The sequence below is a fragment of the Mesorhizobium sp. WSM4848 genome, assembly GCF_055811375.1.
In genome coordinates, this window is sequence record NZ_JBVVPX010000009.1 from 89133 (window position 1) to 115726 (window position 26594).

The window sequence follows — 26594 nt, forward strand, 5'->3', positions numbered from 1 at the left end:
ATGTCCGATGGCAGCACAGCCCCGGGCAGAAATCCAGACGAAAGTCCTTCCCGCGAACTGCCTGATGCTACTTCACCGGATGGGCGGCCAGCCAATCCTGCATCTGCTTGATCTCGGCTTCCTGCGCCGCGATCACCGCTTCGGCCAGCTTGCGCATTTCCGGATACTTGCCATTGGCAAGCTCGACCTTGGCCATGTCGATAGCCGCCTGGTGATGCGGGATCATGCCGCGGGCGAAATCGAAATCGGCATTGCCGGAATATTCGATCGCCGTCATCGCGGTGTGCATCTTGTCCATCGCCGCCCTGTAGCTATCGGTCGAGGCACCCTGCGCGCCCATCGCGCCCATGTCGTGCGCCCCCATGTCGTGTTTCGTCTCCTGGGCTTGCGACGGAATGCTTTCCAGGAAAACGGCAAGCAGCATTCCGGCCGCCATCATCAGCAGCAGCACGATCTTCTTGGTCATTCATGATCTCCTTTTTGGGCGAATCCTATCTGGGGACTTGGCTCAGAGTTTCAACGTCCTGAGCCGCAACGCGTTGGTGATCACCGAAACCGAGGACAGGCTCATCGCCGCTGCCGCAAGCATCGGCGACAACAGCGTGCCGGTGAGTGGATAGAGCACGCCGGCGGCGACCGGCACGCCAAGCAAATTGTAGAGGAAGGCAAAGAACAGGTTCTGGCGGATGTTGCGGATCGTCGCCTGTGCGAGCGTGCGGGCCCGGACGATGCCGTTGAGATCGCCCTTGACCAGCGTGATGCCGGCGCTTTCGACCGCGACATCGGCGCCGGTGCCCATGGCGATGCCGACATCGGCGGTGGCCAGCGCCGGCGCGTCGTTGACGCCGTCGCCGGCCATGGCGACGCCGCTGCCGCTGGCGCGCAACGCCTCGACCAGCGCGCTCTTCTGTTCCGGCAGCAGGCCGGCACGCACCTCGTCGATGCCGAGTTTGCTTGCGATGGCTTTCGCCGTGCGTTCGTTGTCGCCGGTCGCCATGATGATCTTCAGGCCGCGCTCGTGCAGTGCCTTGATCGCCTCTGATGTCGTCGCCTTGATCGGGTCGGCGACGGCGATGATGCCGGCCAGTTTGTTGCCGACGGCGACGAACATCGCGGTCTTGCCCTCGGCCTGCAGCGATTCGGCGCTGGTCGAGATGGATGCGATATCGATGCCGAGAGCTGCCATCATCGCGGCGTTGCCGAGCGCCACCTTCTGTCCCGACACCGTGCCGGAAACGCCCTTGCCGGTGACCGCCTCGAAACCGCCGGCGTCGGGAATTTTTACCCCGCGTTCACGGGCGCCTTCGACGATCGCCTCGGCCAGCGGATGCTCCGAGCCTTTTTCGAGGCCGGCGGCAAGTGCCAGCAGATCATCGTCCGCCATGCCCTCGGCAGCGACGACGTCGGTCAATCTCGGCCGGCCTTCGGTCAAAGTGCCGGTCTTGTCGACGATCAGCGTGTCGACCGAGGCAAAGCGCTCGAGCGCCTCGGCGTCCTTGATCAGCACGCCGGCATGCGCACCGCGCCCTGTGGCGGTCATGATAGACATCGGCGTGGCAAGCCCCAGTGCGCAAGGACAGGCGATGATCAGCACCGAGACCGCCGAGACGATGGCAAAGATCAGGCTGGGTTGCGGCCCGAAGATCGCCCAGGCGATGAACGCAATGATCGCAACCACGACGACGGCGGGGACGAAATAGAAGGAGACGCGGTCGGCCAGGCCCTGGATCGGCGCGCGCGAACGCTGCGCCTTGGCGACGAGCGCGACGATGCGCGCCAGCGTGGTTTCGGCGCCGATCCTCTCGGCGCGCATAATCAGCGAACCGTTCTTGTTGAGCGTGCCGCCGGTGACGCTATCGCCTTCAGTCTTTTCGATCGGCAGCGGCTCGCCGGACAGCATCGATTCGTCGATGGAAGAGCGGCCTTCCAGCACGATGCCGTCGACCGGCACGGCATCGCCGGGGCGGATGCGCAGGCGGTCGCCGGCCTTGACCGTGTCGAGCGGCACGTCGTTTTCGGAACCGTCCTCGCCGATCAGCCGCGCCGTCTTCGGCGCGAGGTCGAGCAGCGCGCGGATCGCCGAGCCGGTTTTTTCACGGGCGCGCAATTCCAGCACCTGGCCGAGGAAAACCAGCGCCACGATGACGGCGGCTGCCTCGAAATAGACCGGCACCGTGCCCTCATGACCGCGGAACTGGTGTGGAAACAGATCCGGGAATAGCGCGGCGACGACGCTGTACAGATAGGCGGCACCAACGCCGAGCGAAATCAGCGTCCACATGTTGGGGCTGCGGTTGAGAACCGAATCCCAGCCGCGATGGAAGAAAGGAAAAGCCGCCCACAGCACAACCGGGCTGGCGAGCGCCAATTCCACCCAGATCTTGGTCGAATCCTCGATGGAGGCGCTAAAAGTCAGGCCGAGCATCGGCGCCATGGCGAATATCAGCAATGGCACCGACAGCACGGCACTCACCCAGAAGCGCCTGGTGAAATCGACCAGTTCCGGGTTCGGGCCCTCGTCGCCGGTCGGCACGCCCATCGGCTCCAGCGCCATGCCGCAAATCGGGCAGGCGCCTGGCTTGTCGCGGATGATTTCGGGATGCATCGGGCAGGTGTATTGCGTGCCTTTCGGCATCGCCTGCGGCTCCAGCCTGTCGCCAAGATACTTTGCCGGCTCCGCCTCGAATTTCACCTTGCAGCCGGCCGAGCAGAAATAGAAGCCTTGGCCTTCATTCCGGGAAAAGTGCTTCGCGGCGGCACGCTCGACACGCATGCCGCAGACCGGGTCGGTGGCGGTAATGTAGTTTTCCGGCTCGGCCGTGAATTTCGAACGGCAGCGCTCGCTGCAGAAATGATAGCGATGGCCGCCATGCTCGGCGGTCGGCTTGCCGGCGGCCGGATCGACGGTCATGCCGCAGACCGGATCGCGAATGACCGCGTCGGCAACGGACGGAGCAGCTTTCGGCGAGCAGCAACCGCTATGGGCATGATGGTCGTGGTCGGAATGCGTCAATGCGGAAAGGCCTCTCTGTCTCGAACTTGCAACAGAGGTAGTGCTTCCAGTGACTGGAAGGTCAAGAGCCAATTTCGACCTTTGGTGCCGTGGTGCATGCCAGACTGTCTGACCCAAACCGCTTCCATGCTTATGGCCGCCGCCACTTCTGGGCTTGGCAATATCGTCCAGCAAGACCATCTATCAACTGCGGCAGGAGGCGATCATCCGGTTTCGGCTCCCGTGGAGAGCGTGTCCTTCCGCCCCATACCCAGCGCCGCGGAAACGCGCTATAGACGCCGCCAAAAACGGCGAGGCCGAACGGCACTTATGGCAAGAATCTCTCTAAAGCTCGACGAACTGATCGACGGCGAAGCCTTGCGCCGCGAGATGACCGCGCTGACTGCAGCCACGGCAGGCGACGGCTCCGGCAAGGCTGCGCGTGCCGGTGTTCTCCAGCTTCTCAAGGGCAGGCTAGCTGCCGGCCGCAGCATCGCCGAACGCATGCTGATGGACGACGGCAGCGGGACTGCCTGCGCCGCCCGGCTATCGCATCTCATGGACGAAATCATCCGCGCGCTCTACGAGTTCGCCGCCACCCACATCTATCGCGTCAAAAATCCGTCATCGGCCGAACGCATGGCCGTCGTCGCGGTCGGCGGCTATGGCCGCGGCACGCTGGCGCCGGGATCCGATATCGATCTGCTGTTCCTGCTGCCCTACAAGCAGACGCCATGGGGCGAGCAGATCGTCGAATACATGCTCTACGTGCTGTGGGACCTGGGGCTGAAGGTCGGCCACGCCACCCGCAACATCGACGAATGCCTGCGGCAGTCGCGCACCGACATCACCATCCGCACCTCGATCCTGGAGGCGCGTTTCCTGTGGGGCGAGCAGAAGCTCTATGACGAGCTCTTGCAGCGCTTCGACCGCGAGGTGGTGCGCACGACCGGACCCGAATATGTGCAGGCCAAGCTTGCCGAACGCGACGAGCGTCATGCCAAGGCCGGCGAAAGCCGCTATCTGGTCGAACCCAACGTCAAGGACGGCAAGGGCGGCCTGCGCGACCTGCAGACGCTGTTCTGGATCGGCAAGTATTTCTACCGGGTCCGCACCGGCGAGGAACTGGTCGACAAGGGCGTCTTCACCGGCACCGAATACCGGGAATTCCAGAAGGCCGAGGACTTCCTGTGGGCGGTGCGCTGCCACATGCATTTCCTCACCGGCAAGGCCGAGGAACGGCTGCATTTCGACATCCAGCGCGAGATCGCCGAGCGGCTGGGCTACACCACACATCCGGGCCTGTCGGCGGTCGAGCGCTTCATGAAGCACTACTTCCTCGTCGCCAAGGACGTCGGCGATCTGACCCGCATCTTCTGCGCGGCGCTCGAGGAAGAGCAGGCCAAGCATGTGCCGGGCTTCAACCGCATCTTCCTCACCTTCTCGCGTCGCAAGCGCAAGCTTGCCGGCACGTCAGATTTCATTGTCGACAACCATCGCATCAACATCGCCGACGACCTGGTGTTCGAGCGCGACCCGGTCAATCTCTTGAGGCTGTTCTGGTTCGCCGACAAGCACGGGCTGGAATTTCACCCCGATGCGCTGAAGCTGCTGACCCGTTCGCTCCGCCTTGTCGGCAAGGCGCTCAGGCGCGACGAGGAAGCCAACCGGCTGTTCCTCGACATATTGACGTCGGACCGCAATGCCGAACTCAATCTCAGGCGCATGAACGAGGCGGGACTGCTGGCAAAACTGATCCCGGATTTCGGCAAGATCGTCGCCATGATGCAGTTCTCGTTGTACCACCACTATACGGTGGACGAGCACCTGATCCGCTGCATAGGCGTGCTGGCCGAGATCGAGCGCGGCGACGGTGAAAAGATCCACCCGCTTGCCCACTCGCTGATGCCCGGGCTGAAGAAAAGCCGCGAGGCGCTCTATGTCGCGGTGCTGCTGCACGATATCGCCAAGGGCCGGCCCGAGGACCATTCCGAAGCGGGCGCCCGGATCGCGCGGCGCATCTGCCCGCATATGGGGCTGTCGGCGGCCGAAACCGAAACGGTCGCCTGGCTGGTCGAGAACCATCTGGCCATGTCGATGACGGCGCAGACCCGCGACCTCAACGACCGCAAGACGATCGAGGACTTTTCCGCGATCGTGCAGTCGGTCGAACGGCTGAAGCTGCTGCTCGTCCTAACCGTCTGCGATATCAGAGGCGTCGGGCCTGGCGTCTGGAACGGCTGGAAGGGGCAGTTGCTGCGCACGCTCTACTACGAGACCGAACTGCTGTTGACCGGCGGGTTTTCGGAAGTGTCGCGTGCGATGCGCACCGCAGCCGCCCGCGAAAAGCTGGCCGAGGCGCTCGCCGATTGGCCGGAAAAGGCGCGCAAGCGCTATGTCGCCAAGCACTATGAGAATTATCTGCTGGCGGTCGATCTCGCCGACCAGCTTCGCCACGCCGAATTCATCCGCGAGGCGGATGCGGCAGGCAAGAAGCTCGCCACGATGATCAAGACCCATCAGTTCGAGGCGGTGACCGAGATCACCGTGCTGGCGCAGGACCATCCTCGCCTGCTGTCGGTCATTGCCGGCGCCTGTGTGGCGGCCGGCGGCAACATTGTCGACGCGCAGATCTTCACCACCTCCGACGGCCGCGCGCTGGACACCATCCTGATTTCAAGGGAATTCGACCGCGACGAGGACGAACGCCGCCGCGCCGAACGCGTCGGCCGCCTGATCGAGGACGTGCTGTCGGGCAAGAGCTGGCTGCCGGAGATGATCGAGAAGCGCACCAAGCCGCGGCGCGGCGCCAAGGTTTTCCGCATCCAGCCGCGTGCCGAAATCCGCAACACGCTGTCGAACCGGTTCTCGGTGATCGAGGTAGAGGGACTGGATCGGCCGGGCCTGCTGTCCGAGATCACCGGGGCGCTGTCCGACCTGTCGCTCGACATCGCCTCGGCACACATCACCACGTTCGGCGAAAAGGTCATCGATACCTTCTATGTCACTGATCTCACCGGCCAGAAGATCGACAGCCCGACGCGCATGGCCGCCATCCAAAACAGGCTGATCGCCGTCCTCGAAGGCACCGTGCCCGAGCGCGGCGGCAAGGCCAAGGCTGCGGCCGAGTGAACGCCGTCCTCGATTTTTCCAGATCACCCAGGCAATCTCCACACAAATGAGCCTTGTCAAAAAGTTCGCCACGGTCGCTTCCGGCACGCTGATGAGCCGCGCTCTCGGTTTTGGCCGTGAAATGCTGATGGCGGCCGCGCTCGGCACCGGGCCAATCGCCGACGCCTTCAACGCCGCCTTCCAGTTTCCCAACACATTCCGCCGACTGTTTGCCGAAGGCGCCTTCAACGCCGCCTTCGTGCCGCTCTTCGCCAAGGAGATCGAGACCCACGGCACCGACGGCGCCAAGCGCTTTTCCGAAGAGGTGTTCGGCGTGCTGTTCACGGCGCTGCTGGCGCTGACCATCGCCATGGAACTGGCGATGCCGCTGATCGTGCGCTACCTGGTGGCGCCGGGCTTTGCCGACTCGCCGGGAAAGTTCGAGATGACGGTCGGGCTTGCGACCATCATGTTTCCCTATCTGATCTGCATGTCGCTCGGCGCCATGATGGCCGGCATGCTGAATTCGCTGCGCCGCTATTTCGCCGCCGCGGTGGCGCCGGTGTTCCTCAACGTTATCCTGATCGGCGTGCTCGCCTATGCCTGGCACAAGGGATCGGACGCGCGCAGCGTTGGCTTCGCACTGGCCTGGGGCGTGCTGGCGGCGGGGCTGGTGCAACTGGCGATCGTCTGGGTGGCGGTGCGCCATGCCGGCATCTCGATCGGCTTTCGCCGGCCAAGGATGACGCCCAATGTCAAGCGGCTGCTGATCCTGGCGCTGCCGGCGGCGATCACCGGCGGCATCACCCAGATCAACCAGCTGATCGGCACCGCAATCGCCTCGGCGCAGGACAGCGCGGTGTCGTCGCTCGCCTATGCCGACCGCATCTACCAGCTGCCGCTCGGCGTCGTCGGCATCGCCGTCGCCATCGTGCTTCTGCCCGAACTGTCGCGGGCGCTGAAGTCAGGCAACCTGATCGAGGCGGCCAATCTGCAGAACCGGTCCGTGGAGTTCACGCTGTTCCTGACCTTGCCGGCGGCGGCGGCACTGCTGGTCATGGCGGAGCCGATCGTCGGACTGGTCTACGAACGCGGCGCATTTGCCGCCAACAACTCGACGCCGACCGTGGCGGCGATCCTGGCGATCTTCGGCTTGGGCCTGCCGGCCTTCGTCCTGATCAAGGCGTTCACCCCCGGCTATTTCGCCCGCGAGGACACGCGCACGCCGATGATCTTCGCCGCCATCTCGGTGGCGGTGAACATCACCACCGCGCTGACGCTGTTTCCGCAGATGGGCGCGCCGGGCATCGCCGTCGCCTCGGCCGTCGCCGGCTGGGTCAATGCGCTGATGCTGCTCGGCGTGCTGATCCGGCGCGGCCACTGGGGCCGCGACGTGCCGCTCATGAGACGCATCCCACGGCTGGTGCTGTCGGCGGCGGTGATGGCGGCGGCGCTGTATTTTGCCGAGCACTGGTTTGCGGCCAGCCTCGCTTCCGGCTCGCCGCTGGTGGTCAAGACTGCAACGCTGCTTGGGCTGGTCGCCGGCGGGGCGCTGATTTATTTCGTCACCGCCTTCGTCACCGGGGGGGCAGATTTCGGCATGATCCGGCGCAGTATCAGGCGAAAGGCCTCCCCTTCGACTAGGGAACAGTCTCCAGATCCGTGAAGCGGAATTCGTCTGCGGTCGAAAGCATCGCAACGCCATAGTGGCGCACGCATGTATAGTGGAAACAATCGGCCATGTTCAGGCGGCCAGCGTTGTTGCGAAACCGCGACGCGGCCTCCACAGACAGAGTTGCTGCGTCAGACGCCGGTGGTAGCTCTCGCAAGGCGATTCCGCGCTCCTCGAGAAAACGGCTGACTATCTTGAAGCTTGTGACGACCGGTGTTGCCAGCTTTTCCGATCGCGAAAGCGCCATCGCGGCTTCCCAAACCGCGATCGCAGACGTGAACGGAGCCGACGCTTTCATGACTGCCTGCGCGCAGCGCTCGGCTTCGGTCTCGTGGCTCAGTATTGCGACGATAGCGGCTGCATCGATGAACATCAGTTTTCGCCGGACAATTCGTCGTAGACCGAGCGCGGCAGCGGGTTTCGCGCCTGCTCGCTTAGCTCAATACCGAACTCGGCCCGGAGCCGTGCCGCAGTCTCCAGCGGCGTCTCGCGGTTGCGCCGGCGCTCCAGAGCTTCACGCATAGCGATCACAATCGCCTCGGTGATGCCGACGCCCTCAAGCTTCGCGAAAGCACGCGTCAGATTGTCAGCCTCCTTGTTGTTGATATTGATCGTCATCGGTTTTGGCCCATTGATGTAGTTGGTATTATGTAGCTATCTACATTGCCTCGTCAACGCCGGGCGAAACGGAAGCCGATCGTCCCGGCGTTAAGTCAAATTTTGTTCTCGCTTTGTGCCGACAGTTATGCTAATAATTTTTTATGGTGCTGATTTGCGCCGCCCACCCGCCGCAAGGCCGGTCTTTTGTTTCTAAGTCGTCGCTATTCTCCAAACAGGGCGTCTTGCTCAGCCGAGGCCAAAGCCCTGCGCCGCTCAGCCACAGCCTCTTGATCCCCTCTCCGCTCTCGTCCATAAGCGCGCCGTCGCAAGACTTTCGCCGCGCGCGAAACGGCCCTCCACAAGCCATGGAAGCACCATGACCGACGCCAATCAGCCCGCCTTCAAGCCCCTCGTCTTTTCCGGCGTCCAGCCGACCGGCAATCTGCACCTCGGCAACTATCTCGGGGCAATCAAGAAATTCGTCGCGCTGCAGGACACCTCCGATTGTATCTATTGCGTCGTCGACCTGCATTCGCTGACCGCGCAGCTTGTCCATGAGGATCTCAGGGACCAGACGCGCGCGATCACCGCGGCGTTTCTCGCCTCCGGCATCGACCCGAAGAAGCACATCGTCTTCAACCAGTCGCGGGTCATGCAGCACGCCGAGCTTGCCTGGATCTTCAACTGCGTGGCCCGCATCGGCTGGATGAACCGGATGACGCAGTTCAAGGACAAGGCCGGCAAGGATCGCGAGAACGCCTCGCTTGGGCTGCTTGCCTATCCGAGCCTGATGGCGGCCGACATTCTCGTCTACCGCGCCACCCATGTGCCGGTCGGCGGCGACCAGAAGCAGCATCTGGAGCTGACACGCGACATCGCGCAAAAATTCAACAACGACTTTTCCGACCGCATCGCCGGCCTTGGTGTCGGCGTCGAGATGAAGGTCGGCGAGGAGACGGTCAACGGCTTTTTCCCGCTGACGGAACCGATCATCGGCGGACCGGCGGCGCGCATCATGTCGCTGCGCGACGGCTCGAAGAAGATGTCGAAGTCGGATCCGTCGGACCTGTCGCGCATCAATCTGACCGACGATGCCGACAGCATCTCGAAGAAAATCCGCAAGGCCAAGACCGACCCGGAGGCGTTGCCCGGCGAATTGGACGGCCTGGCCGGCCGGCCGGAAGCCGAAAACCTCGTCGGCATCTATGCGGGTCTCGCCGAGATGTCGAAGGAGGCGGTGCTGAAAGAGTTCGGCGGACAGCAGTTTTCGGTGTTCAAGCCGGCGCTGGCCGATCTTGCCGTGGAAAAGCTGGCGCCGGTCGCCGGCGAAATGCGCCGCATTTCCGGCGACCGCGCCTATGTCGACGCGGTGCTCAGCGATGGCGGCGAGCGGGCCGGCCTGCTGGCCGAGGCGACGATGAAGACCGTGCGCGACATCATCGGCCTGCTGCAGGGTTAATCTGCAGCCAATATCGCTACATCCGCCGGTCGCTTGCGGCCGGGCTGTGGCGGTGGCAGATTGCGACCGAAACCATCGAAGGTAGAAAATGGTCTCCAAACGCCTCAGCCGCGAAGCCGGCCATCGCCGCAAGTTTTTGGCGATCATCGACGACACGCCCGAATGCGAACGGGCCGTCGTCTACGCCTCGAAGCGCGCGCAGAGCACCAGCGGCGTGCTGGTGCTGCTCTATGTGATCGAGCCGGACGATTTCCAGCATTGGCTGGGCGTCGAGAAGATCATGCGCGAGGAGGCCACCGCCACCGCGCGCGCCGCACTGGACAGCTATGCCAACAAGGTGCGCCAGAAGCTCGGCATCGAGCCGGAACTTGTGGTGCGCGAAGGCAAGCCGACGGAAGAGATCCACAAATTGATCGAAGAGGACCAGGATATCGCCATCCTCGTGCTGGCGGCCGGCGCCGGCAAGGAGGGGCCGGGGCCGCTGGTCGGCGCGGTCGCCGGCAAAGGCGCCGCCTTCCCCATTCCAGTGACAGTGGTGCCGCAGAACCTGTCGGACGAAGAAATCGACAGCCTGGCCTAAGGTGTGCTGATATTCAGGTGAGGCCGGCATGCAAACGGCGGCTTCCTGCGCTTCCGGTGCGGCGGGCAGAAGAAAAAACATTCTCTCGGGCGGCGGTTCCGGTGCTGCGTTTCGCTTGAATGTCCTGCCGATAAGGCCTATTTAGAATTATTCCAAACTATCTGCCCGAACGGGCTCGGAGACGTCCATGTTCATCCAGACCGAATCGACGCCAAATCCGGCGACATTGAAGTTCCTGCCCGGCAAGGAAGTGCTTGTCGAAGGCACCGCCGATTTCCGCGATGCCGACAGCGCCGCCGCGGCTTCGCCGCTGGCCGGCCGGCTGTTCGAGATCCCCGGCGTTACCGGCGTCTTCTTCGGCTATGATTTCGTCACCGTGACCAAGGACGGCCCCGACTGGCAGCATCTGAAGCCGGCGATCCTCGGCGCCATCATGGAGCACTTCATGTCCGGCGCGCCTGTCATGGCCAGGGCCGGCCCCGCCGCCGAGACCAGCCAGACCGGCGAATTCTACGACAAGGCCGACGAGGAACTGGTCATCACCATCAAGGAACTGCTCGACACGCGGGTGCGCCCGGCGGTCGCCCAGGACGGTGGCGACATCACCTTCCGCGGCTTCGAGAATGGCACCGTGTTCCTGCACATGAAGGGCGCCTGTGCCGGCTGCCCGTCGTCGACGGCGACGCTGAAGCACGGCATCCAGAACCTGCTCCGGCATTTTGTGCCCGAGGTGCAGCAGGTCGAACAGGTCTCTTGAGAGGCAACGTCCAGGAACAATTCGCGCTCGAGCAAAAACAAAAAACCGGGCCAAATTGCCCGGTTTTCTGTTTTGGGACGTCAGTTGTTGCCTAGACGGTCCGCGTATGAGCTCTAGAGAACGATAACCTTGGCGCCGACGGAGGTGCGCTCGTAAAGGTCGATGATGTCCTGGTTCATCAGCCGGATGCAGCCCGACGACATCGCCTTGCCGATCGAGTTCCACTCCGGGCTGCCATGCAGGCGGTAGCCTGAATCGCCGCCCTTGTTGAACAGATACAGGGCGCGCGCGCCGAGTGGGTTGGTCAATCCGGGATCCATGCCGCCGGCAAATTTGGCGAGTTCCGGCTGGCGCTTGATCATCGCCGAAGGCGGCGTCCAGGTCGGCCATTCGCGCTTCACCGCGATGCGGGCGGTGCCGCGCCATTCAAAACCCTCGCGGCCGACGCCGATGCCGTAACGCATCGCCTCGCCGCCGCCCATGACGTAGTAGAGAAACTTGTTCTGCGTATCGACGACGATGGTGCCCGGCTTTTCGTCGGTGTCATAGCTCACCACCTGCCGGCGGTACTTGAATGGCACCTTTTCGATCGGAACGCGCGGCAGTTTATAGCCTGCATCGGTCATCGGGCCATAGTTGTTGGTGAAGATCTGCGAGCTGATGGTGCTGCAACCAGCAATTGCCGTCGACAGCGCAAATGCGGCGACGATTGCGAATGACTTCATGCGCATGAAAAGGTCCGATGCCCCGCCCGAAAGATAGCGGCACGAAACGGCCGCCTTGTCGCCATCATTCATGCTGGCATTTGCTTTGCTTGCCAAGCGGGCGATGCCTATATGCAAGGGGCTTACATGCTGGTAAGTCGGTACCTGTGGCTTTTCGGCAACGGCTCTCATAAGATTATGTAGGAAATTCAATGGGCAGTCCGCCAGGCCGCCGGAAGTCAGGGAACCAATCATGAATGTCGGAGATGCCGCCCAGCGTTCCGGCCTCCCGGCCAAGACCATTCGCTACTATGAGGAGATCGGCCTGATCCGTCCCGCACGCGCCGGCAATGGCTACCGCGATTATTCGAGCGACGACATCCACCGGCTGACGTTTCTGCGCCGCGCGCGCAATCTAGGCTTTTCCATCGACGACTGCCGCCAGCTGATGGCGCTCTACCAGGACCGCAGCCGCGCCAGCCATGACGTACGCGAGATCGCCGCCGCGCATGTGACGGCGATCGAGGAGAAGGTGCGCGAATTGCAGTCGATGCGCTCGACCCTGCAGAAGCTGATCCATGCCTGCCACGGCGATGACAGGCCGGACTGCCCGATCCTTGACGATATTGCGGGGGCGGTTTTGCCAAGTGATGAAGTCGTTCCCGCACAGATGTGAAGGTTGCGCACGCAAAAACCACCTTGGGTGCCTCAAACGGGTTCAAACCGTGAACAAAGTCTGGCATGATGCCGCCATGCCAATTATCTCACCGATTCCTCTCAATCCCCTGATCGATGGCCGCCAGTCGGAGCGCGCGATGCTGGTTCGGCGCGGCGTCCAGCGGCTGCTCAGGGAGATGGGCGCGCATGTGCTGCCGGAACTGTCGCTGGCGACCGGGCGTCGCGCCGACCTCGTCGCGCTGACCCGCCAGGGCGACATCTGGATCATCGAGATCAAGTCCTCTATCGAGGATTTCAGGGTCGACCGCAAATGGCCGGATTACCGGCTGCACTCCGACCGGTTCTTTTTTGCCACGCATCCCGGCGTGCCCTCGGATATTTTTCCGCAGGAATGCGGCTTTATCCTTTCCGACGGCTACGGCGCCGAAATCCTGCGCGATGCGCCCGAGCACCGCATGGCGGCGGCGACGCGCAAGGCGCTGATGCTGAGGATCGCGCGGGCCGGTGCAGCGCGGCTGCTGGCGGCGGAACTCGCTGGCGTGGCGGTGCCGGCGCTGGAGGGCGAGAGCGAGTAGCTTCCGACGTTTTCGCTGCCCCTCATCCGGCCGCCACCACCCCTCTCCCAATGGGAATCAAGTGCGGCTGCCTTCTCAGAACCTGGGTTCCTCGCCCCACGAAGTGGGGAGAGGTGGCCCGGCGAAGCCGGGACGGAGAGGGGCCCTTCGCGGCGTCCGGGAGGTTGTTCCCCTCAAGGCCTCCTGACAGGCTTCGTTTCATGGCCGTCAAGCGCCCTGACCTTCACCGGTTCTGGCTACGCAAGCGTCGTCCCCCTCTCCGTCCCGGCTTCGCCGGGCCACCTCTCCCCCGCTTAGCGGGGGCGAGGAACCCAAGAGCTGCAAATCGGCGATGGCAAGGCAATGAGGGGCGGCGCGACGTTTGTCGGCTACTCTTCCTCCTCGTCCATCCCATTCGCCGCCGGCGCCATCAGCAGCACGGCGGCGCCGAGGATGGCGGCGATGAAGGAGCCGGCGAGGATGCCGACCTTGACCGCCTCCTGCAGCTCGACATTGCTGGCGAAGGCGAGCAGGCCGATGAACAGGCTCATGGTGAAGCCGATGCCGCAGAGCAGCGAAATGCCGACCATGTGCAGCCAGCCGGCATTGACCGGCAGATCGGCGAGGCCGAACCGGATGGCAAGCGCGGAAGAACCGAATACGCCGACCAGCTTACCGGCAATGAGGCCAGCGGCGACGCCCAGCGTCAGCGGCTCGACCAGGGTGGCAGCACTGAGGCCGGCGAGCGAGACGCCGGCATTGGCGAAGCCGAAGATCGGGACGACGACGAAGGGCACTATCCTGTGCAAGCCGTGCTCGAGCCGGTGCAGCGGGGAATGGTCTGAATCCCGGCTGATGCCCGGGGTGATCTTCAAAGGTATGGTCAGGGCCAGCGCCACGCCGGCGAGCGTGGCATGGACGCCAGATTTCAGCACCAGCACCCACAGGACGACACCAAGCAGGAGATAGGGCAGCAGCGTTAGCACCTTCATGCGGTTGAGCACGATGAGCAGAGCGATGACGGCGAAGGCGGCGCCGAGATAGGCGAGTGACAGGCCGCTCGTGTAGAACACCGCAATGATGATGACGGCGCCAAGGTCGTCGATGATGGCGAGCGCGGTGAGGAATACCTTCAGCGACCCCGGCACGCGACTGCCGAGCAGCGACAGCACGCCGAGCGCAAAGGCGATATCGGTGGCGGTCGGGATCGCCCAGCCGGACAGGGCGGCTGGATTGTCGCGGTTGATGGCGACATAGACAAGTGCCGGCACCAGCATGCCGCCGGCAGCGGCGATGCCGGGCAGAGCGCGGCGTGGCCAGGACGACAGCTGGCCGTCCAGCATCTCGCGCTTGATCTCCAGGCCGACCAGCAGGAAAAACACCGCCATCAGGCCGTCATTGATCCAGTGCGAGACGCTGAGCGGTCCCAGATAGGCGTGAAGGGCGTCGAAATAGGTTTCGGCCAGCGGCGAATTGGCGACGACCAGCGCCAATGCGGCGGCGGCCATCAGGACGATGCCGCCTGCCGCCTCGCTGGCCAGGAATTCGCGAAAGATGGAGATCGGCCGCGGCTTCTGGTCCTGCATGTCGTCTCCATCGTGTCGGCCGAAAGGGCCGGTGTCGCCTCATGCGATGATGCGCAACCGCCGATGGCAGGGCAAGCCTCTACAGCGCGGCGTATCCTTTGGGCGCGCAAAGGGCGCTGTAGCACCTTGATTTGCGCGTGATGCCTGCTATTCGCCGACACGAACCTTCGGTTCGGTCAGGTGTCAGCGCGGCGCGCGCTTGGCGAGTATCCGCTGCAGCGTGCGGCGATGCATGTTGAGCCGGCGCGCCGTCTCGGAGACGTTGCGGTCGCACATTTCGTAGACGCGCTGAATGTGCTCCCAGCGAACGCGGTCGGCCGACATCGGGTTTTCAGGCGGCGCGGCGCGTTCGCCCGCAGTGCGGGTAAGCGCCGCGAAAACCTCGTCGGCATCGGCTGGTTTCGACAGATAGTCGATGGCTCCCAGCTTCACCGCCGTAACTGCGGTGGCGATGTTGCCATAGCCGGTGAGGATGACGGCGCGGGCGTCGTCGCGCTTCTCGCGGATGGCGGCTACGACGTCGAGTCCGTTGCCGTCGGCGAGCCGCATGTCGACCACCGCGTAGGCTGGCGGATTGGCGCGCGCCTTGGCCACCGCCTCCTCGACGCTCTCGGCCGTCTCGACCACGAAACCCCTGGTCTCCATGGCGCGCGCAAGCCGCGTGAGGAACGGCCTGTCGTCGTCGACGATCAGCAGCGAGGTGTCCTCGCCCTCAACCATTGCGCCAATCGTTTCGTCGCCATTCATTGTCTTGAAGTTCCTGCTGCCTGAATTTTACGCAAATATAGTTTTGCAGCGCTATTGTCCAATTCAAGCCGTGTCAAACATGGTGGCCGAAGCCGATTCAGGATTGAGGAAGACGCTGCGCGGCCACGATATCCGCACGACGGCGCCCTCGCCCGGCTCGTTTGAATTGCGGAAATCGAGCGTGGCGCCCGAGCGTTCAAGCAGGGTTTTTGCGATGAACAGCCCCAGTCCGAGGCCGCCGCCGGCCTCGGTGCCCTGGCGCGTCGACATATAGGGCTCGCCGATGCGATCGATGATCTCGGGAGGAAAGCCCGGCCCGTCGTCGGTGATCGAGAAGGTGACCGTGGCCTCGTTCCAGCTCCAGCGTACGGTGACGCTCTTGCGGGCAAAATCGACGGCGTTCTCGACCAGATTGCCGAGGCCGTAGATGACGCCGGGATTGCGCCGTCCGACCGGTTCAGGGCCGATGCGCTCGCCGGGGTGAAGCTTGATCGAGATGCCGAAATCGCGGTGCGGGGCGGTCATCTCCTCGACCAGCGAGGTCAGCGGCAGGCGGGAGAGATGCGCCTCGCCCTCGGAGGACAGGCTGGTGAGGCGTTTGAGGATCTCGCGGCAACGCTCGCTCTGCGAGCGCAGCAGCGTCACGTCCTCGCTGTATTTCGGATCATTGCGGAGCGCCTTCTCCATCTCCTTGGCAACAAGCGTGATGGTGGCGAGCGGTGTGCCGAGCTCATGCGCGGCGGCGGCGGCAAGGCCGTCCAGCGCCGACAGGTGCTGCTCACGCTGCAGCACCAATTCGGTGGCGGCAAGCGCGTTGGCGAGCAGCCGGGCTTCCTCGGCCACGCGGAAAGCGTAGATCGCGGTGAAGGCGATCGAGGAAAACACCGCCATCCACATGCCGGCGACGTAAATGAACGGCATCTCCAGCGGCGCGCCCTCGTACCAGGGCAGCGGCAGATGGAAGAACACCAGCAGGCTCGCCGTCACTATCACCAGCGCGCCGAGGATGGCGGTCAGGCGCAGCGGCAGCGACGTCGCCGAGATAACCACGGGCACGGTGACCAGCACTGAAAACGGGTTGGTGAGCCCGCCAGTCAGGTAGAGCAGACCGGCAAGCTGCAGGCTGTCGATGGTCAGGATGGCGAAAGCCGGCAGCGGGGTCAGCCGATGCGCCGCCGGATAACGGAAGGTCAGCAACAGGTTCATCCAGGCCGAACAGGCGATCAGCGCGAAGCAGAGACTGACCGGCAGCGGGAATTTCAGCCCGTAGGCAACGACAAGAACCGCCAGGCTCTGGCCAACAATGGCAAGCCAGCGCAGCCTGATCAGCGTGTTGAGGCGCAGCCGCTGGCTTTGCTGGAAGTCGGGCGCCCGCAGGATGTTTATCATGGCCAAGGATTATAGCCGGAAAAGGATAAAGGCTAGGTCCCCCGCGGTTTGGCGCGGCTGGTGGCGGTGGCGAGAAGCGGGTTCTCCGGCCAGACATGCCTGGGATAGCGGCCACGCATCTCGGCCCGCACATCGGCCCAGGAGCCGCGCCAGAAACCGGGCAGGTCGCGCGTCGTCTGGATCGGCCGATGCGCCGGCGACAATAGCTCGAGAGTCAGCGGCACCGCGCCGTTGGCGATCGCGGGATGCCGGTCGAGACCGAACAGCTCCTGGACGCGGATCGCCAGCACCGGCCATTCACCGTCATAGCGGATCGGCACGTGGCTGCCGGATGGAAGGTCGAAATGGGTCGGCGCCAGCGCCTCGATCTGGCGCTGCAGATCGTGCGGCACCAATGCCATGAGGCCGGCCGAAAGCACGCCCGGATCAATCGCGGCAAAGGACGCCGCGCCGGAAAGGAAGGGCAGCAGCCAGTCGTCGAGACGGTCGATGAGCGCCGCGTCGGAAACATCTGGCCAGGGCGCGCCAAGACCGCGATGCAGCCAGCCGAGCCGTTGGCGCAGCGTTTCGGCCTCCTTGCCCCACGGCAACAGCGACAGCCCGTGTTGGCGCAAGGCGTCGAGGATGGCGCGATCGGCGTCAACGCCGGCCGGCGCCGGCAGCATGCGTTCGGACAGCGTGATGGCGCCGAGGCGAACGGTTTCACGCACACGCACTGCGCGCCTGTCGCGGTCGAAACCGGTTTCGCGGTTTGTCTCGATCTTATCGGCGAGCGAGGCGCGAATGTCGGCCTCGTCTATCGCCGCCGCTGCCGTAATGCGGGCGTTCTGCGCCTTGCCCTGCAGATCGGCGACGACAAGCCAGGTTTCGCCCGCCAGCGGATCGGCGGCGTCGAGCATGGCGCCCGAACCGTTGGCCAGCACGAAACGGCCGCGCTCGCCGCGCGCCTTGGCGACGCGGTCCGGCCAGGCATGGATGAGGAGAGCGCCGGCGCTACCCTCCTCCTCGAGGGGAGGGTCGGCGAGTGAGCCTTGCCCAGCAAGGCGAGGGAGACGGGGTGGGGTCGGCGATGGCGTGCCAGCCCCCATTCCGTCCCGCTCCGCTTCGCGGATCGACGTACCGGGGCGAGCCACCGGTCTCGCCCGTGCTTCGGACCCTCTCGATGGTGAAGCCTGTTTCGCTAGCCGCTCGGCGAGCTGCCGCGCGGCGGTGGCTAGCGGTGATCTTTCGGATCGGAACCGAATCAGCCGCCTTTCGAGGTCGGCGCCTTCGCCGCCCAGCCCACGCTCGGTGAGCAGCACGGCGAGCATGGCCGCTTCGAACGCCTGGCCGGTGTTTGCCGCCTCGGCGACCATGTGGGCCAGGCGCACCGGCAGTGCCAGCCTGCGCATTGCAGCACCCGATTGCGTCAGGCGCCCTGCCTCGTCAATGGCGTCGAGCGCACGAAGCAGCGCCCTTGCCTCGCTGAGTGCCGGGGCCGGCGGCAGATCGAGGAAGCAGAGGCTCGACGGGTCGGCGACACCGAAGGCGGCGCAATCGAGCAGAAGTCCGGAAAGGTCGGCCTCGAGGATTTCCGGCGGGGTGAAGGCGGGAAGTGCCGCGGTCTGCTCGGCCCGCCACAACCGGACGGCGACGCCCGGCTGGGTGCGGCCGGCGCGGCCGGCGCGCTGGTCGGCGGAGGCTTTGCTGACCCGCACCGTCTCCAGCCGCGTCAGGCCGCTGGCCGGCGCGTAGCGCGGCAGGCGCGACAGGCCGGAATCGATGACGACGCGCACGCCGTCGATGGTAATCGAGGTCTCGGCGATCGAGGTCGCCAGCACCACCTTGCGGCGGCCGGACGGCGCCGGCTTGATCGCGGCGTCCTGCGCCTTGTTGTCGAGCATGCCATAGAGCGGCACGATGTCGGTGTCGGCACTGACGCGGCCTTGCAGCCGCTCGGCGATGCGCTCGATCTCGCGCTGGCCGGGCAGGAAGGCGAGCACGCTGCCGCTCTCCTCGGCAAGGGCCGCGCGGATCGCCTTGGCCATGGCGTCCTCGATGGCGACGCCGGCCGGCCGCTCGTCGTAGCGGATGTCGACGGGAAAGGCGCGTCCCTCGCTCTCGACCACCGGGGCGCCGGAAAGCAGCCGCGCGACGCGCGCGCCGTCGAGCGTCGCCGACATGACCAGCAGTCGCAGATCGGGCCGCAGCGCACCTTGCACATCGAGCGCCAGCGCCAGACCAAAATCGCCGTCGAGCGAGCGCTCGTGGAACTCGTCGAAGAATACCGCCGAGACACCGGGCAACTCCGGATCGTCGAGGATCATCCGCGACAGCACGCCTTCGGTGACGACAAGGATTCTGGTCCTCGCTGAAGTGCGGTTCTCCATCCGCATGGCATAGCCGACCGTTTCGCCGGGCTCATCGCCGAGCAGTTCGGCCATGCGGCGGGCAGCGGCGCGGGCAGCGAGCCGGCGCGGCTCGAGCAGGATGATCTTTCCCGGGCCGAGCCATGCCGCGTCGAGCAGTGCCAGCGGCACCAGCGTCGTCTTGCCGGCGCCGGGCGGCGCCACCAGCACGGCACTGTTGCCATGGCCAAGCGCTTCACCGAGCGCCGGCAGGACGGCGGAGACCGGAAGCTCTGGCAAGGGTTTTCTGGTCATTGTTTCAGGGGATGCATCCATCCAACCGCGGCAGGTCGGTCGCGCTCCGCATATCAGCGGTGACGGTCGCCGCGCAACCGGGCAACGGACCAACTCAAAGCGGGTCCACCTCCTCGCCATAGTCAAAGGCGGAGCCCCCGACGATGGCGCGGCCGAGGAGCGACAGGAAGTCGGGATATTTCCTGAGAGAACGGCGGGCCGGGACCACCGCCCAGATACAAGCGAATTTATGCTGCAGCGCAGCGACGAATTCGCTTGCGTTGTTTAGTAAAAATTGCATCACTAAACAAATTACTAAACATCGGACGCGCTACCGCGCGTCGTCATGTTTAGACCCCTGAGGAGGGGGTTGAGGTTTTTGGAACCGTCATCCGGGCGCGTTTCGCAAATGGGAGGAAGGCATGAAATCGACCTTGAAACTGACGTTGGGACTGACATCGGCGATGTTTGCGTCGACCGCCGTTTCGAATGTCGCGCAGGCTGAAGAGCTGACGCTTTGCTGGGCAGCCTGGGACCCGGCCAACGCGCTTGTCGAATTGTCAAAGGATTTCACCAAGGAAACCGGCATCGGCATGAAATTCGAATTCGTGCCGTGGACCAACTATGCCGATCGTTTCCTCAACGAACTGAATTCCAAGGGCAAGCTGTGCGACCTGATCATCGGCGACAGCCAGTGGATCGGCGGCTCGGCCGAGAACGGCCACTACGTCAAGCTGAACGACTTCTTCGACAAGGAGAAGATCAGCATGGACGACTTCGTGCCGGCGACCGTCGTCGGCTACTCCGAATGGCCGAAGAACTCGCCGAATTACTGGGCGTTGCCGGCCATGGGCGATGTCGTCGGCTGGACCTATCGCAAGGACTGGTTCTCCAAGCCGGAACTGCAGAAGGAGTTCAAGGAAAAGTACGGCTGGGATCTCGCAGCGCCGACGACCTTCGACCAGTTGAAGCAGATCGCCGAGTTCTTCCAGAAGCGTGAGATCGACGGCAAGACAGTCTATGGTGCGTCGATCTACACCGAGCGCGGCTCCGAAGGCATCACCATGGGCGCCATGGACGTGCTCTACAGCTTCGGCTTCAACTATGAAAACCCCGACAAGCCCTACGAGATGGACGGCTTCGTCAACTCCGAGAAATCGGTGAAGGGTCTGGAGACTTATAAGGCGCTCTATGACTGCTGCACGCCTCCCGGGGCATCGAACAGCTACATGGGCGAAGGCGTCGACGCCTTCAAATCCGGCCAGGTGGCGATGCACATGAACTTCGCCTTTACCTGGCCAGGCCTGCAGAAGGACGAAAATGTCGGCGGCGACAAGATTGGTTATTTCGCCAATCCCAAGGGCCCCGACGGCGATCAATTCGCCCAGCTTGGCGGCCAGGGCATCTCGGTGGTCTCCTATTCGGACAAGCAGGAGGCGGCGCTCAAATACATCAAGTGGTTCGCCAACAAGGATGTGCAGGCCAAATGGTGGTCGCTCGGCGGCTTTTCCTGCCTCAACGCGGTCGTCAAAGATCCAGGCTTCCCGGCCAGCCAGCCTTACGCGCAGACCTTCCTCGACTCCATGGCCATCGTGAAGGATTTTTGGGCAGAGCCCAGCTATGCGCCGCTGCTGCAGGCGTCGCAGAAGCGCTTCCATGACTATGTCGTCGCCGGCCAGGGTTCGGCCAAGGATGCGCTTGACGGCCTGGTCAAGGACTGGACCGAGGTCTTCCAGGACGACGGCAAGATGTAGTTGGGGCAAGACCTAACCGGCTCCTCCCGAGCCACGACCGCGTGTCCCGTGCCGCTCTTGGCACGGGACACAGTTCAGATAAATTCCATTGTCGAGACAACCCAAGTGACCGAAGCGGGACTGACCATGCTCAATCGGACTGCGGACAGCGTTGCCCGGGCTACGCCTGAGCCGTTGGCCCGCAAGTTCCGGGGCATCAGCGACAAGGGCCTCGCTTGGCTGTTCATCTCGCCGACGATCCTGTTGCTGCTCGCCATCAATATCTTCCCGCTGTTCTGGGCGATTTATCTGTCCTTCACCAACTACCGCGCCAACCGTCCGAACGAGGTGGTCAGGAATGTCGGCCTTGCCAACTACAAACGCATCCTCGGCGACCAGGACATCTGGATCGCCATGCAGACGACGGCGCATTTCGTGTTCTGGACCATCCTGCTGCAGACGCTGATCGGTTTCACGCTGGCCTGGCTGATCGACCGGAAGTTTCGCGGCCACGCCTTCTGGACGACCATCATTCTGGTGCCGATGATGCTGTCGCCGGCAGTCGTCGGCAATTTCTGGCGCTTCCTCTACGAGCCGCAGATCGGCCTGTTCGCCTATGCCATCTCGTTCGTCATCGGCATTCCGGCAACGCAGATCGGCATGCTCTCCAACGTGTCGCTGGCGCCGTGGTCGATCGTCATCGTCGACACCTGGATGTGGACGCCTTACGTGATGCTGATCTGTCTCGCCGGCCTGCGCTCGATCCCCGAATACATCTACGAGGCAGCCGAGGTCGACCGTGCCTCCAACTGGCGGCAGTTCTGGTCGATCACGTTGCCGATGGCGCTGCCCTTCATCATGCTGGCGGTGCTGTTTCGCGGTATCGAGAACTTCAAGATGTTCGACATGGTCAACCTGCTCACCGGCGGCGGACCCGGCTCGACCACCGAAGTCGCCTCGATCACGCTGAAGCGGCAGGCCTTCGAAAGCTGGCGGACCGGCTATTCCTCGGCCTTCGCCATCATCCTGTTCGTCGCGGTGTTCGGACTTGCCAACATCTACGTCAAGGCGCTCAACAAGGTGAAGCAGAGATGAGCCTGACGTCAGCCCATTCGGTCGTCGCACCCTCGGCCATTTCGAAGCGCGTCGCCGGCACGATCATCGTGCTTTACGCGCTGATCTCGATCGTGCCGCTGCTGTGGATCTTCGCCACCAGCTTCAAGACACCGCCGGACTCAATCGCCTATCCGCCAAAGATCCTGTTCCAGCCGAGCCTCGAGGGCTACTGCAATTTGTTCTCGACCCGCACACGGCAGACACCGGAATACATCAACTCGCTGGGACCGGCGACGGGCGTCTGCGACGAGACCGTGCGCAAGCGCAACATGGTGATCGCCGGCCCGTCCAACTTCATGCCGCGCTTCGTCAATTCGCTGATCATCGCCTTCGGCTCGACCTTCTGCGCGGTGTTCCTCGGCACGTTGTCGGCCTATGGCTTCTCGCGCTTCAAGGTGCCGTTGGCCGACGATCTGCTGTTCTTCATCCTGTCGACGCGGATGATGCCGCCGATCGCGGTCGCTATTCCCATCTACCTGATGTATCGCGAGCTTGGCCTGTCGGACACCGCGCTCGGCATGATCCTGCTCTACACGGCGGTCAACGTGTCGCTTGCGGTGTGGCTGCTGAAGGGCTTCATCGACGAGATCCCGCGCGAATATGAGGAAGCGGCGATGATCGACGGCTATACGCGGCTGCAGGCCTTCTGGCGCACCGTGCTGCCGCAGGCGACCACCGGCATTGCCGCGACCGCCATCTTCTGCCTGATCTTCGCCTGGAACGAGTATGCGTTCGCCGCCCTTTTGACCTCGGGCACGGCGCAGACCGCACCGCCCTTCATCCCCACGATCATCGGCGAAGGCGGCCAGGACTGGCCGGCGGTCGCCGCAGGCACGACGATCTTCCTGGTGCCGATCCTGGTCTTCACCATCCTGCTTCGCAAGCAGTTGCTGCGCGGCATCACCTTCGGCGCGGTGCGCAAATGAGCATGACCCAACCCGCAAAACGCAAGTCGCGCTGGCCGGTCTGGGCGAGGCGCGGATTGATGGAGAACATCGCCACAGTAATCATAGCCATTGGCTTCCTGATGCTGTTCCAGCCGTTCGCGCTGTCGCTCTACACTTATTCGTTCATCACCATGCTGGCCGGCACGGCGATGTTCATCATCGTCTCGAAGTTTCCGGAGTAGACGATGGCGGAGATCAGGGTCGAGCATCTGAGGAAGGCATTCGGCGATTTCGTCGCCGTGCAGGATTCCAACTTCGTCGTCGGGGATGGCGAGTTCTTCGTCATGCTGGGGCCGTCGGGTTGCGGCAAGACGACGACGTTGCGCATGATTGCCGGGCTCGAACTGCCGACCGGCGGCAAGATCCTGCTCGGTGGCGAGGACGTCACCATGCGGCGTGCCCGCGAGCGCGACATCGCCTTCGTCTTCCAGCTGTTCGCGCTCTATCCGCACATGAATGTGCGCAAGAACATCGGTTTCCCGCTGTTGGCACAAGGCATGCCAGGCATCGAAATCCGCCAGCGCGTCGAAGAGACGGCAAAGCTGTTGCGCATCGACCATCTGCTCAACAAATCGGTCTCCGGCCTTGCCGGCGGTGATCGCCAGCGCGTCGCACTCGGCCGCGCCATCGTGCGGCGGCCAAAATGCTTCCTGATGGACGAGCCGCTCGGCACGCTCGACACCGAATTCCGCGATCTCATGGTCCATGAGCTGCGCGAACTGCACAACCGCATCCACGCCACCACGGTCTATGTCACGCATGATCAGATGGAAGCGATGTCGATGGCCGACAAGATCGCGGTTATGAACCACGGCGTCATCGAGCAGTTCGGGACGCCACGCGAAATCTACGACCGGCCGGCGACCATGTTCGTCGCCGATTTCATCGGCTCGCCGCCGATGAATTTTCTCGGTTTCGGCGGCGGGCTTTCAAAGGGCGCCAGGGAGATCGTGGTGCAAGGCGCCAAGGTGGCAGTGCCGGAGGTGCGTGAGGACATCGCGCCGGCCGAGATGGCGCTCGGCATCCGACCGGAACACATCCGCTTCGACGACGCGTCGAAGCTGCGCGGCGCCATCTATGGCACCGAATATCTCGGCACCACGCAGATCGTTGCGGTGGAGACATCCGGGGGCATCATCAAGGCGCGGGTGCCGGCCGAAATCCGGCTCAATGCGGGCGACCACGTCGGCCTGGCGCTGAGCAGCGCACGGCTGTCGCTGTTCGAGAAGGGCTCCGGCCGCGCGGTGCGAACCGCAATCCATGACGGGGCTTCCCAGGGAAGAGCGCATCATGGCTGACGTGCAGATCAAAGGCGTGACCAAGAGCTTCGGCGAACATGTCGCGGTGGACACTCTCGATCTGCACGTCGCCGACGGCGAATTCGTCGTGCTGCTCGGCCCGACCGGGGCCGGCAAGACGACGACGCTCAGACTTATCGCCGGATTGGAACGGCCGGACACGGGCTCGATTCATATCGGCGGCCGCGATGCGACAATGTTGTCGCCGGCCGAGCGCGACACCGCCTTCGTCTTCCAGCAATATTCGCTCTATCCGCATCTGTCGGTCTACGACAACCTGGCCTTTCCGCTGCGCTCGCCGGCGCGGCGGCTGGGCGAGGACGCGGTGCGCCGCCGCGTCGAGGATGTGGCCAAGATGGTGCGTATCCACCACAAGCTCTCCAACCGCTCCACCAAGCTTTCCGGCGGCGAGATGCAGCGCGTCGCCATCGGGCGCGCCCTGGTGCGCAAGCCCTCGATCTATCTGATGGACGAGCCGCTGTCGTCGCTCGATGCCAAGCTGCGCGCCGATCTCCGGCTCGAGCTCAAGCGCATCCAGGCCGAGGTCGGCGCCACCATGCTCTATGTCACGCACGACCAGATCGAAGCGATGACGATGGCCGATCGCATCGGAATTCTCGCCGACGGCGTGCTGGTGCAGATCGGCACGCCACGCACCATCTACTCGGAGCCGGCAAACCTTCATGTCGCCGCAAGGCTCGGCCAGCCGGCGATCAATCTGTTGCCGACCGGCCTGCTGCCGGATGGCGACATGCCGGCGGGAACCAAAACGATCGGCGCGCGTACAGAACATCTGTCGATCGGCAAGGCATCGAATGGCCCCGCCGACGGCGTTGTTAACTGGGTCGAACATTTGGGCGACCAGAACCACCTGCATGTGACGGTGGGGAGCAGAAAGCTGGTTACGCTGACCGATCCCGACATCCAATTGGAAAAGGGCGACCGGGTGATTATCCGCTACCGGGCGCCGCTGTTCTTCGACCAGGCCGGCAACAGGATTGCAAACCGATGAGCGCTGAGACGATGGTCAAGACTGGGACGATGGACAAGGTTGACCTGAAGACACTGATATCCGTCACCGCCGACACGATTGCCGCCCACGCGGACGAACTGACCGCGCTCGACCGGGCGACCGGCGACGGCGACCATGGGCTGAACATGAAGCGCGGCTTCGAGGCAGTGCGGGCGGAGGCCGAGGCGTTTGCTGCAAAGCCACTGCCGGAGGCGCTGAAGGCGATCGGCACCAAGCTGGTGATGACGGTGGGCGGGGCATCGGGACCGCTGTTCGGGACGCTGTTCATGGCGCTCGGCAAGGAGATTTCCGCAGAGCCGGATCGCGCCAATCTGGCTATGGCTTTCGGCAAGGCAATCGAGGCGGTGGCAGCCAGGGGCAAGTCGCAGGTCGGGCAAAAGACCATGCTCGACGTGCTGCAGCCAGTGCATGACGCCCTGCTGCAGGGAAAAACCGAGGCGGAAATCGCCGATGTCGCGGACAGTGCGGCCGATGCCACCGTGCCAATGAAGGCGTTGCGCGGACGCGCTTCGTTTCTCGGCGACCGCTCGATCGGCCATATGGATGCCGGCGGGCGCTCGATCGCACTTCTGGTGCGGGCTGTCACTGAGACCATCGAGGGGCACGCATGAGCAATGTCGGCATCGTTATCGTATCGCATTCACCGCTGGTCGCCGAGGGCACGGCCGACATGGTGCGCCAGATGGTCGGCGACGAAGTGCCGCTTGCATGGTGCGGCGGAAACGGCCATGGCGGGCTGGGAACCAATGTCGAGGCGATCATGGGCGCCATCAACAAGGCCTGGTCGGAGGCGGGTGTCGCCATACTTGTGGATCTCGGCGGCGCCGAGACCAACAGCGAGATGGCGGTCGAGATGATCGGCGAGCCGCGTGCGCACAAGATCATCGTCTGCAATGCGCCGATCGTCGAGGGCGCGGTGATGGCGGCGACGGAGGCTTCCGGCGGCGCTTCGCTCAGGGAAGTGGCGGCGACGGCACACGAATTGTCGCCATCGTGAATAACAGGAATTTTGACAGC

General features: G+C 63.9%; 24 protein-coding genes. 15 read left to right on the top strand and 9 right to left on the bottom strand.

Annotated elements, in window-relative coordinates:
- Nucleotides 1-67: 67 nt before the first annotated feature.
- Entirely contained in the window at nucleotides 68-466 is a 399-nt protein-coding gene (gene copM / locus AC0L16_RS11435) for a CopM family metallochaperone (protein ID WP_473620799.1), read from the bottom strand.
- 42 nt (nucleotides 467-508) lie between these two features.
- Entirely contained in the window at nucleotides 509-3013 is a 2505-nt protein-coding gene (locus AC0L16_RS11440; protein WP_473620801.1) for a heavy metal translocating P-type ATPase, read from the bottom strand.
- Between the two features lie 309 nt (nucleotides 3014-3322).
- Here AC0L16_RS11440 and AC0L16_RS11445 point away from each other — a divergent pair, with 309 nt between their 5' ends.
- Both AC0L16_RS11445 and murJ read left to right on the top strand, forming a co-directional pair.
- Complete coding sequence (locus tag AC0L16_RS11445; protein WP_473620802.1) at nucleotides 3323-6124, top strand: [protein-PII] uridylyltransferase; 2802 nt, start codon at nucleotides 3323-3325, stop codon at nucleotides 6122-6124.
- Between the two features lie 46 nt (nucleotides 6125-6170).
- Entirely contained in the window at nucleotides 6171-7769 is a 1599-nt protein-coding gene (murJ, locus tag AC0L16_RS11450; protein WP_473620803.1) for a murein biosynthesis integral membrane protein MurJ, read from the top strand.
- Here murJ and AC0L16_RS11455 read toward each other — a convergent pair.
- The gene (locus AC0L16_RS11455) at nucleotides 7744-8148 is read right to left on the bottom strand and encodes a type II toxin-antitoxin system VapC family toxin (RefSeq protein WP_473620805.1); all 405 of its coding nucleotides are present in this window, start codon (nucleotides 8146-8148) and stop codon (nucleotides 7744-7746) included. The two genes, murJ and AC0L16_RS11455, sit on opposite strands and share 26 nt — an antisense overlap.
- Nucleotides 8148-8393, bottom strand: a complete 246-nt coding sequence (locus AC0L16_RS11460) for a type II toxin-antitoxin system VapB family antitoxin (protein WP_473620807.1) — start codon at nucleotides 8391-8393, stop codon at nucleotides 8148-8150. Before AC0L16_RS11460 ends, AC0L16_RS11455 begins: the two co-directional genes overlap by 1 nt.
- A gap of 358 nt (nucleotides 8394-8751) precedes the next feature.
- Between AC0L16_RS11460 and trpS the strand changes: the two genes are divergently transcribed.
- The 3 genes from trpS to AC0L16_RS11475 all read left to right on the top strand — a co-directional run bounded on the left by trpS (nucleotide 8752) and on the right by AC0L16_RS11475 (nucleotide 11171).
- Nucleotides 8752-9834 carry a tryptophan--tRNA ligase gene (trpS, locus tag AC0L16_RS11465; RefSeq protein ID WP_473620809.1) on the top strand — a complete coding sequence of 361 codons (1083 nt, stop codon included), beginning with the start codon at nucleotides 8752-8754 and terminating at the stop codon, nucleotides 9832-9834.
- Nucleotides 9835-9922: 88 nt separating this feature from the next.
- Nucleotides 9923-10414, top strand: coding sequence for a universal stress protein (locus tag AC0L16_RS11470; RefSeq protein WP_023796709.1), 492 nt, complete (start codon nucleotides 9923-9925; stop codon nucleotides 10412-10414).
- Between the two features lie 187 nt (nucleotides 10415-10601).
- Entirely contained in the window at nucleotides 10602-11171 is a 570-nt protein-coding gene (locus AC0L16_RS11475) for a NifU family protein (RefSeq protein ID WP_023796710.1), read from the top strand.
- A 113-nt stretch (nucleotides 11172-11284) separates the two neighbouring features.
- Here AC0L16_RS11475 and AC0L16_RS11480 read toward each other — a convergent pair whose 3' ends face one another.
- Nucleotides 11285-11902 (bottom strand): L,D-transpeptidase, encoded by a 618-nt coding sequence (locus AC0L16_RS11480; RefSeq protein WP_473620884.1) that lies wholly within the window; start codon nucleotides 11900-11902, stop codon nucleotides 11285-11287.
- Nucleotides 11903-12128: 226 nt separating this feature from the next.
- On the opposite strand from AC0L16_RS11480, the gene cueR reads away from it, so the two are divergent.
- The gene (cueR, locus tag AC0L16_RS11485; RefSeq protein WP_473620810.1) at nucleotides 12129-12551 is read left to right on the top strand and encodes a Cu(I)-responsive transcriptional regulator; all 423 of its coding nucleotides are present in this window, start codon (nucleotides 12129-12131) and stop codon (nucleotides 12549-12551) included.
- Between the two features lie 76 nt (nucleotides 12552-12627).
- Complete coding sequence (locus AC0L16_RS11490; protein ID WP_473620812.1) at nucleotides 12628-13128, top strand: MmcB family DNA repair protein; 501 nt, start codon at nucleotides 12628-12630, stop codon at nucleotides 13126-13128.
- A gap of 368 nt (nucleotides 13129-13496) precedes the next feature.
- Here AC0L16_RS11490 and nhaA read toward each other — a convergent pair whose 3' ends face one another.
- The 4 genes from nhaA to hrpB form a co-directional block, all read right to left on the bottom strand.
- Nucleotides 13497-14693, bottom strand: a complete 1197-nt coding sequence (gene nhaA / locus AC0L16_RS11495; protein ID WP_473620813.1) for a Na+/H+ antiporter NhaA — start codon at nucleotides 14691-14693, stop codon at nucleotides 13497-13499.
- 183 nt (nucleotides 14694-14876) lie between these two features.
- Nucleotides 14877-15440 carry an ActR/PrrA/RegA family redox response regulator transcription factor gene (locus AC0L16_RS11500; protein ID WP_023796717.1) on the bottom strand — a complete coding sequence of 188 codons (564 nt, stop codon included), beginning with the start codon at nucleotides 15438-15440 and terminating at the stop codon, nucleotides 14877-14879.
- Between the two features lie 63 nt (nucleotides 15441-15503).
- On the bottom strand, nucleotides 15504-16829 hold the full coding sequence (locus tag AC0L16_RS11505) for an ActS/PrrB/RegB family redox-sensitive histidine kinase (RefSeq protein WP_473620886.1): 1326 nt from the start codon (nucleotides 16827-16829) through the stop codon (nucleotides 15504-15506).
- A gap of 32 nt (nucleotides 16830-16861) precedes the next feature.
- Nucleotides 16862-19471: an ATP-dependent helicase HrpB gene (hrpB, locus tag AC0L16_RS11510; RefSeq protein ID WP_473620815.1), complete on the bottom strand. Its 2610-nt coding sequence runs from the start codon at nucleotides 19469-19471 to the stop codon at nucleotides 16862-16864.
- A gap of 401 nt (nucleotides 19472-19872) precedes the next feature.
- Here hrpB and AC0L16_RS11515 point away from each other — a divergent pair, with 401 nt between their 5' ends.
- The 8 genes from AC0L16_RS11515 to dhaM all read left to right on the top strand — a co-directional run bounded on the left by AC0L16_RS11515 (nucleotide 19873) and on the right by dhaM (nucleotide 26574).
- Nucleotides 19873-21204 carry an ABC transporter substrate-binding protein gene (locus AC0L16_RS11515; protein ID WP_473620816.1) on the top strand — a complete coding sequence of 444 codons (1332 nt, stop codon included), beginning with the start codon at nucleotides 19873-19875 and terminating at the stop codon, nucleotides 21202-21204.
- Nucleotides 21205-21330: 126 nt separating this feature from the next.
- Nucleotides 21331-22278: a carbohydrate ABC transporter permease gene (locus AC0L16_RS11520; RefSeq protein ID WP_473620887.1), complete on the top strand. Its 948-nt coding sequence runs from the start codon at nucleotides 21331-21333 to the stop codon at nucleotides 22276-22278.
- A complete protein-coding gene (locus AC0L16_RS11525; RefSeq protein ID WP_473620817.1) occupies nucleotides 22275-23225 on the top strand; it encodes a carbohydrate ABC transporter permease in 951 nt (316 codons plus the stop codon). Before AC0L16_RS11520 ends, AC0L16_RS11525 begins: the two co-directional genes overlap by 4 nt.
- Nucleotides 23222-23428 carry a hypothetical protein gene (locus tag AC0L16_RS11530; protein WP_027151572.1) on the top strand — a complete coding sequence of 69 codons (207 nt, stop codon included), beginning with the start codon at nucleotides 23222-23224 and terminating at the stop codon, nucleotides 23426-23428. The genes AC0L16_RS11525 and AC0L16_RS11530 overlap by 4 nt, the downstream gene beginning before the upstream one ends.
- 3 nt (nucleotides 23429-23431) lie before the next feature.
- A complete protein-coding gene (locus AC0L16_RS11535; RefSeq protein WP_473620818.1) occupies nucleotides 23432-24544 on the top strand; it encodes an ABC transporter ATP-binding protein in 1113 nt (370 codons plus the stop codon).
- On the top strand, nucleotides 24537-25556 hold the full coding sequence (locus AC0L16_RS11540) for an ABC transporter ATP-binding protein (RefSeq protein ID WP_473620819.1): 1020 nt from the start codon (nucleotides 24537-24539) through the stop codon (nucleotides 25554-25556). Before AC0L16_RS11535 ends, AC0L16_RS11540 begins: the two co-directional genes overlap by 8 nt.
- A 29-nt stretch (nucleotides 25557-25585) precedes the next feature.
- A complete protein-coding gene (dhaL, locus tag AC0L16_RS11545; RefSeq protein WP_473620888.1) occupies nucleotides 25586-26188 on the top strand; it encodes a dihydroxyacetone kinase subunit DhaL in 603 nt (200 codons plus the stop codon).
- Nucleotides 26185-26574, top strand: coding sequence for a dihydroxyacetone kinase phosphoryl donor subunit DhaM (gene dhaM / locus AC0L16_RS11550; RefSeq protein WP_473620821.1), 390 nt, complete (start codon nucleotides 26185-26187; stop codon nucleotides 26572-26574). The genes dhaL and dhaM overlap by 4 nt, the downstream gene beginning before the upstream one ends.
- Nucleotides 26575-26594: the final 20 nt, after the last annotated feature.

Excerpts from the sequence above, each read along its gene's own strand:
- AC0L16_RS11460 (WP_473620807.1), bottom strand. The coding sequence starts at position 8,393 with ATGACGATCAATATCAACAACAAGGAGGCTGACAATCTGACGCGTGCT.
- dhaM (WP_473620821.1), top strand. The coding sequence starts at position 26,185 with ATGAGCAATGTCGGCATCGTTATCGTATCGCATTCACCGCTGGTCGCC.
- AC0L16_RS11445 (WP_473620802.1), top strand. The coding sequence starts at position 3,323 with ATGGCAAGAATCTCTCTAAAGCTCGACGAACTGATCGACGGCGAAGCC.
- trpS (WP_473620809.1), top strand. The coding sequence starts at position 8,752 with ATGACCGACGCCAATCAGCCCGCCTTCAAGCCCCTCGTCTTTTCCGGC.
- AC0L16_RS11520 (WP_473620887.1), top strand. The coding sequence starts at position 21,331 with ATGCTCAATCGGACTGCGGACAGCGTTGCCCGGGCTACGCCTGAGCCG.
- AC0L16_RS11475 (WP_023796710.1), top strand. The coding sequence starts at position 10,602 with ATGTTCATCCAGACCGAATCGACGCCAAATCCGGCGACATTGAAGTTC.
- AC0L16_RS11470 (WP_023796709.1), top strand. The coding sequence starts at position 9,923 with ATGGTCTCCAAACGCCTCAGCCGCGAAGCCGGCCATCGCCGCAAGTTT.
- hrpB (WP_473620815.1), bottom strand. The coding sequence starts at position 19,471 with ATGACCAGAAAACCCTTGCCAGAGCTTCCGGTCTCCGCCGTCCTGCCG.
- AC0L16_RS11515 (WP_473620816.1), top strand. The coding sequence starts at position 19,873 with ATGAAATCGACCTTGAAACTGACGTTGGGACTGACATCGGCGATGTTT.
- AC0L16_RS11490 (WP_473620812.1), top strand. The coding sequence starts at position 12,628 with ATGCCAATTATCTCACCGATTCCTCTCAATCCCCTGATCGATGGCCGC.
- murJ (WP_473620803.1), top strand. The coding sequence starts at position 6,171 with ATGAGCCTTGTCAAAAAGTTCGCCACGGTCGCTTCCGGCACGCTGATG.
- AC0L16_RS11455 (WP_473620805.1), bottom strand. The coding sequence starts at position 8,148 with ATGTTCATCGATGCAGCCGCTATCGTCGCAATACTGAGCCACGAGACC.
- AC0L16_RS11535 (WP_473620818.1), top strand. The coding sequence starts at position 23,432 with ATGGCGGAGATCAGGGTCGAGCATCTGAGGAAGGCATTCGGCGATTTC.
- dhaL (WP_473620888.1), top strand. The coding sequence starts at position 25,586 with ATGGACAAGGTTGACCTGAAGACACTGATATCCGTCACCGCCGACACG.
- AC0L16_RS11505 (WP_473620886.1), bottom strand. The coding sequence starts at position 16,829 with ATGATAAACATCCTGCGGGCGCCCGACTTCCAGCAAAGCCAGCGGCTG.
- cueR (WP_473620810.1), top strand. The coding sequence starts at position 12,129 with ATGAATGTCGGAGATGCCGCCCAGCGTTCCGGCCTCCCGGCCAAGACC.
- AC0L16_RS11500 (WP_023796717.1), bottom strand. The coding sequence starts at position 15,440 with ATGAATGGCGACGAAACGATTGGCGCAATGGTTGAGGGCGAGGACACC.
- AC0L16_RS11540 (WP_473620819.1), top strand. The coding sequence starts at position 24,537 with ATGGCTGACGTGCAGATCAAAGGCGTGACCAAGAGCTTCGGCGAACAT.
- AC0L16_RS11525 (WP_473620817.1), top strand. The coding sequence starts at position 22,275 with ATGAGCCTGACGTCAGCCCATTCGGTCGTCGCACCCTCGGCCATTTCG.
- copM (WP_473620799.1), bottom strand. The coding sequence starts at position 466 with ATGACCAAGAAGATCGTGCTGCTGCTGATGATGGCGGCCGGAATGCTG.
- AC0L16_RS11530 (WP_027151572.1), top strand. The coding sequence starts at position 23,222 with ATGAGCATGACCCAACCCGCAAAACGCAAGTCGCGCTGGCCGGTCTGG.
- AC0L16_RS11480 (WP_473620884.1), bottom strand. The coding sequence starts at position 11,902 with ATGCGCATGAAGTCATTCGCAATCGTCGCCGCATTTGCGCTGTCGACG.
- nhaA (WP_473620813.1), bottom strand. The coding sequence starts at position 14,693 with ATGCAGGACCAGAAGCCGCGGCCGATCTCCATCTTTCGCGAATTCCTG.